Raw genomic sequence first — 5,948 nt, forward strand, 5'->3', positions numbered from 1 at the left:
AAGAGAACAGCTCATAGTCCCTAGCTCTCAGCTCTTAGCTAAAAAAGCTGGAACTAAGAATCAAGAGCTATCAACTGTATTTTTACTAACTACTACCAACTAACTACTAACTCATTCTAATTCACAATTCACAATTAATAGAGTATCCCTCCTATTATTCCCGCTATTATTAAAGCTAAAATGGGATGAACCCTTCTAAAATTAATTATGTAAAATACTCCACAGGCTATAAATAAACTTTTTATATCAATAATAGCATCTTTAGCAACAAAAATACCTGCAGAGGCTATAAGCCCTATAACTACTGGTCTTACACCTTTAAAAGTCCATTCTACATATTTAGACTCTTTAAATTTATTTAAGAAATGTGCTATTAAAAGAATAATAATTAAAGATGGAATCACCACAGCAATAGTAGCTACAATTGAGCCTAAAACTCCAGATATTCTATACCCTAAAAAAGTAGCACTATTTATTGCTATAGGCCCTGGAGTTATCTGAGATATAGCAAGTATATCAATAAACTCATTACTTGTAAGCCAATTATTCTTTTCAATAACCTCCTCTTGAATAAGAGGCAACATTGCATATCCTCCACCGAAGCTAAAGGCTCCAATCTTAAAAAATGAAAGGAAGAGTTTCAACAAAATCATTAATTTCACCCTTTATTTTTAATATCATTTCCATTTAGTAGTTTAAAATAAATAATTGAACCAATTCCTCCAAATAGTATAGTGAATATAGGATTTATATTTAAAAATACTATAGATACCAAAGCCAATAATGAAATAATAAGAGATTTCCTTTTCATTTTTGATGTTTTTACTATTTTATAAACAGCAGAAAATATAAGTGCTACAACAGCAGGTCTTATACCTAAAAAAACTTTTCCTACTATTTTATTGTTTCTATATTTAAATAAAAACATAGATATTATAAGTATTATAAAAAAAGAAGGTAATACTACACCCAACATACAGACAATAGAACCTAATATTCCCCCTATTTTATATCCAATAAATATAGAGCTATTTACTGCAACTGCTCCAGGGGCTGACTGGGCTACTGCTATAGTATCCAAAAACTCATCATTGCTAAGCCATTCCTTTTTATCAACAACCTCTGTCTGAATTAGAGGAATCATTGCATATCCTCCACCAAAGGTAAATGCACCAATTTTAAAAAAGGTTATAAATAGCCTAAAAAGCATTATATTCGCTCCCTCATTTACTTATTACAATAGGCTAATACTGCCCTATCTAAACCTGCCAAATCTTTTATAACTTCTACACCTTTAAAACTACCACTTTCCTTTATTAAATTGGCCACTTCATTTCCTTGATTATATCCTATCTCAAAGGCTAAAACTCCATCTTTTCTTAAATATTTAATACTTTCAGGTATTATTTTTCTATAGAAGTCTAGTCCATCTATTCCCCCGTCCAATGCTTTTCTAGGTTCATATTTTGCAACCTCTACCTGTAGAGTATCTATATCCTGTGATGGAATATAGGGTGGATTTGATACTATAATATCTATTTTGTTCTCTAAGTTTAGAGGTGTAAGTGGACTAAATAAATTTCCCTTTAACAATGTTATTTTATCTTCTAATCCTAATCTTACAGAATTTTTTCTAGTAATTTCTATAGCCTTATTGTCTATATCAATAGAATAAACATGAGCCTTTTCTAGATAGTGAACTAAACTTAATGAAATAGCCCCACTTCCTACACCAATATCCACAATATTGATAACTTTTCTATCCTTAAAATGACCATTATTAACGATATTTATAATTTTTTCTACTAATACTTCTGTATCCTGTCTAGGTATTAATACTCCCTCTTCTATACAGAAGTCTAAACCCATAAATTCTTGTTTTTTTAATATATATTGAAGGGGGTATCCCTGTTTTCTTCTATCAATAAGTTTTAAAAAATTATCCACAGATTCATTAGAAACTTCTTCGTCCCTATGTGTATAAATATATACCTTATCAACATTTAGTGTATAACTTAAGAGTAATTCTACATCTAGTTGTGGATTAGAAATATTATTTTCTAATAATATATATATTCCCTTTTTGAGTAGATCATTTATTGTCATTTTTACCAACGGTCAGCCTCCCTATCTTCAACTAATACTCCCTTTAAAGCTTCTATAGCAACCTCTAATTGTGAATCATCAGGTTCGCTTGTGGTAATTTTCTGCAACAACAGCCCTGGGTATGATACAACATATGCAAAATAGCTAGTACTTCTCCCTGTATATCTATTTATCTCATAGGATATACCAGCTATGACTGGAAGTAATACTATCCTTAACATGGCCCTTACTAAAGGATTAGGCCAACCAAAAAATGAAAATATTAATATGCTCACTATCATTACCATAAATATAAAGCTTGTTCCACATCTTGGATGTAATGTGGTATATTTTTTAGCATTTTCTACTGTAAGTTCTTCCATATTCTCATAACAGTGTATCACTTTATGTTCTGCACCATGGTACTGAAAAACCCTTTTTACATCTTCTAATCTTGATATTGCTATAACATACGTTAAAAATAAGGCTACTCTGACTACACCTTCTATAATATTTAAAACTAAATGGTTTTCTACCTTTGTTTTTAAAAAATTAGTAAGGAAAGAAGGTCCTAACATAAATAAAAATACAGCTATAAGCATTGATAAAAAGAAGGAAAAGTATATGGCTACATCTTCTGCTTTATCCTTAAATATTTTTTCTAGGAATTTTTCAAACCTTCCCGGTTCCTCATCTTCTTCAACTTCCCAAATCTGTGCTGAGTACATTAGGGATTTTACTCCCGTCACCATTGCTTCAAGTAAAGCTACACTTCCCCTTATAAATGGCAGCTTTAAAAATTTATATTTTGAACCTACTTTTCTTAATGACTGTGTACTAAAATCTATATCTCCATCAGGTTTCCTAACAGCTATTGCAATATTTTTAGGACCCTTCATCATAACCCCTTCTATTAAGGCCTGACCACCTATCATTGTTATATGTTTAGGCTTTCTTCTTATATCCTTTATCTTTTTCATATTACATCAACTCTTTCTATTAATTTTCTTTTATACACATAATTTTATTATAACGTAAATAAAAAAAAAGTAACAGTATAAGAAGGGAGTTATTCGTTATTCTATTGTAAAATTAAAATTGAGAGACCTAATGCCTCTCAATTTTAAAATTTACTCTTAATAGAAAAATGGTCTTCTAAATCTTCTTTGTCTAAATAACAACGTTAATAATAAGAACCATAACAATAGACTTGAACCTCTAAAGAAATCTCCTCTATAATAATATGGTCTTCTATAGTATGGACTTCTTGACTCTACATCTTCATCTATCTTGATTATCCCTTTTACCCTTTCAATTTTTCTCCTAGTTTCATCTGTTACAAATCCTTCCATTTTAGCTACATACTCTAAATTTTTCAAATGCTGTCTTTTCAGATCATTAGAAACCTCTGCTTGTACTTTTTCAATTTCACGATAAAGATAGTCATCAGATTTGTCTCCATATTCATCCATGAATTCTTCAAATTTCTTATATTCTTCTTCCCCCATCATTATCCTATTAAGCATATATGCTAGATTATTATTATATTCCTGTGGCATCATTTTTCCCCCTTTTTAATAATACTTTTCTCAATAATATGATATGTGCTTGTCTATATAATGTTACAAGAATAAAATCGACTTCGTTGATTTATTAGTTAGTAGTTAGTTTTGTGAATTATTGGAAATTGTTTTTTCAGTCAATGATAAAAGTAAGCAATAAGAAAGGGCTGAAAAATCAGCCCCAAATAAAATTAATTAAATTTTAATGATATTTATATCCATAAGGCATAAAGAATATAACTAAAAGTAGGAAAAAGAATAGTAGGCTTTCGTCAACATATCCGTATCTGCCTTTTCCAACACCTTCACTCATTTATATACCTCCTTACGACTTATACTGATGTAAAAAAACTAGCTATTAATACTTCGGTTAGTACTTTCCAAATCCGCCGAATAATATAACTAATAGTAGGAAGAAGAATAGTAGAGATTCATTACCATCACCAAAAATTCCACCTAATATACCTTTATTTTCTGTCACGGCCTTTCCTCCTTTATTCCTTTTTTTGCCTTTTTAAGTAGGCTAATATCAGTATATGAACAAAGGAAGTTTTTGTTACAAATTAAGGCGTCCGAATTTTTCGGACGCCTTAATCAATCTAAAATATTAACTATTTTATATTTTTTCTCTTCCTTTAGGTTTATAAATTTTTCCCCCACCTTTATAATAGGTCTAGTTGGAATATCCTTATGAACAAGTACGATTTTCCCTACTTTACCATCATTAAGTTTTACAGTATTTCCAACATAAAACTTTGCTATATTATCTAAAAAGACTTTTGAAATCCTAGGATCTAATACTTCAAAGCTTTTGGTATTAATATATTCAGCTACTGTAAAAGGACACTCTTTATTTTTGTATATCTTATTATGGAAGATATCGCATATTGCAATTATTTTTGCAAACTCATGTATTTTTTCAGATGTTACACCAAGTGGATAACCACTTCCATTTTCCCTTTCGTGATGCTGCAATACTCCCAAGGCAACTTTTTTACTTATACCAACTGTTTCACTTAGAATATTGTAGCCATATATTGGATGTTTCTTAATAAATTTTGATTCTTCTTCTGTCAAAAACCCTCTTTTATTTAGAATAGCTTCTGATATCTTCATCTTACCAATATCATGGAATAGACCTGCATAAGCTAATTGCTTTAATTCACTTTTTGAATAGTTTAACCATTTACCAACCATAGTTGCTAACATAGACACAACTACACAATGGTCGTAAATAAAATCATTATTTTCTTTTAATTGATTAAGTTTACCAAAAATGTTATTGATTTTCATTAGTTCATCCATCATATCATCTACTACATCACTTACTTCTTTTATAACAATTTTTTTCCCAACTTTTAAATTTTTAAGTATTTTCTTTGTTTTACTATGTAAGGAATTATATTTTTCTATAAAATTTTCGTCTTTTGCAGGAACTTCTTTTTTATTATTAGTATCTTTTGCAACTACATCAACTTGTTTTATTCCTTGTTGTTTTAAATAATTAATATATTTTTCATTTAATGCATTACCAGCAGCCAATATCATTAGTCCATTTTTTTTGCTTATTATATCTTTCATTATTACCATACCGGGCTTTACTTGGTTTAAAGAGATTTTAGCCATGGGACCACCTTCTTTGATTTTATAGCTCTTAACTTCCCCTGTTTATTTATATTTTATCAAAGAACTTAGAGGTATTTCCATAATTTTCAATTTTAAGACTGATGTAGGATTATTTAATAGGTCTTTAAGTATAAAAATATTGTCCAGTCTATTTTGTATACACTGGGATATAATGTATTATTGGCAACTCTAACAAAATAGGTAGGTATTATTTAATAACTTTTCCATTAAAAAAACGAGCAAAGCTCCTTTCCCCTAAGGGAACCTATTTCCCCTTCAACGATTGCTTCTAAGCCTTAAGCACTCCTTTAATACAGCAGAAGATTTCATCCTCTACAACTCTATTTTATTATCTTACAAAATTTTTTATAGTACTTAAATACAGTATTTGTCTCTGTTTCAGCAATTCATTAAAGTATACTTTGTAGACAATCGAGTAGGAGGTAGATGATTATTTCATCTACCGTCCTCTCACACCACCGTACGTACCGTCCGGTATACGGCGGTTCATTAGGCTAAGTTCAGTTTTCTGTACTGCATGGAAAGCGTTTTAAGACCTTGGTTTATCCAGTATTGGTTATCCAGGGTCTTACTTAATATTGGACTATTGGATATTCGCCAATAACCCTTACGGGTATTAGCGAATTGCCATGCCTTGTACTCTGGAATCCCTAA

At 30.1% G+C, this 5,948-nt stretch carries 6 protein-coding genes; all 6 read right to left on the reverse strand.

The window, feature by feature from the left end; genetic code table 11:
* Positions 1-134 precede the first annotated feature (134 nt).
* Positions 135-653, reverse strand: coding sequence for a chromate transporter (locus BET03_RS09840; protein ID WP_120169859.1), 519 nt, complete (start codon positions 651-653; stop codon positions 135-137).
* Positions 654-658: 5 nt separating this feature from the next.
* Positions 659-1,210 carry a chromate transporter gene (locus BET03_RS09845; protein ID WP_120169861.1) on the reverse strand — a complete coding sequence of 184 codons (552 nt, stop codon included), beginning with the start codon at positions 1,208-1,210 and terminating at the stop codon, positions 659-661.
* 17 nt (positions 1,211-1,227) lie between these two features.
* Positions 1,228-2,106, reverse strand: a complete 879-nt coding sequence (gene prmC / locus BET03_RS09850; RefSeq protein ID WP_207666062.1) for a peptide chain release factor N(5)-glutamine methyltransferase — start codon at positions 2,104-2,106, stop codon at positions 1,228-1,230.
* Between the two features lie 2 nt (positions 2,107-2,108).
* Entirely contained in the window at positions 2,109-3,065 is a 957-nt protein-coding gene (locus BET03_RS09855) for a DUF1385 domain-containing protein (RefSeq protein ID WP_120169865.1), read from the reverse strand.
* 156 nt (positions 3,066-3,221) lie between these two features.
* The gene (locus tag BET03_RS09860; RefSeq protein ID WP_120169867.1) at positions 3,222-3,644 is read right to left on the reverse strand and encodes a hypothetical protein; all 423 of its coding nucleotides are present in this window, start codon (positions 3,642-3,644) and stop codon (positions 3,222-3,224) included.
* A gap of 597 nt (positions 3,645-4,241) precedes the next feature.
* Positions 4,242-5,273: an HD-GYP domain-containing protein gene (locus BET03_RS09865; protein WP_120169869.1), complete on the reverse strand. Its 1,032-nt coding sequence runs from the start codon at positions 5,271-5,273 to the stop codon at positions 4,242-4,244.
* Between the last annotated feature and the right edge of the window lie 675 nt (positions 5,274-5,948).

It is taken from the genome of Thermohalobacter berrensis (genome assembly GCF_003609645.1).
GTDB classification, from domain to species: Bacteria; Bacillota; Clostridia; order Tissierellales; family Thermohalobacteraceae; genus Thermohalobacter; species Thermohalobacter berrensis.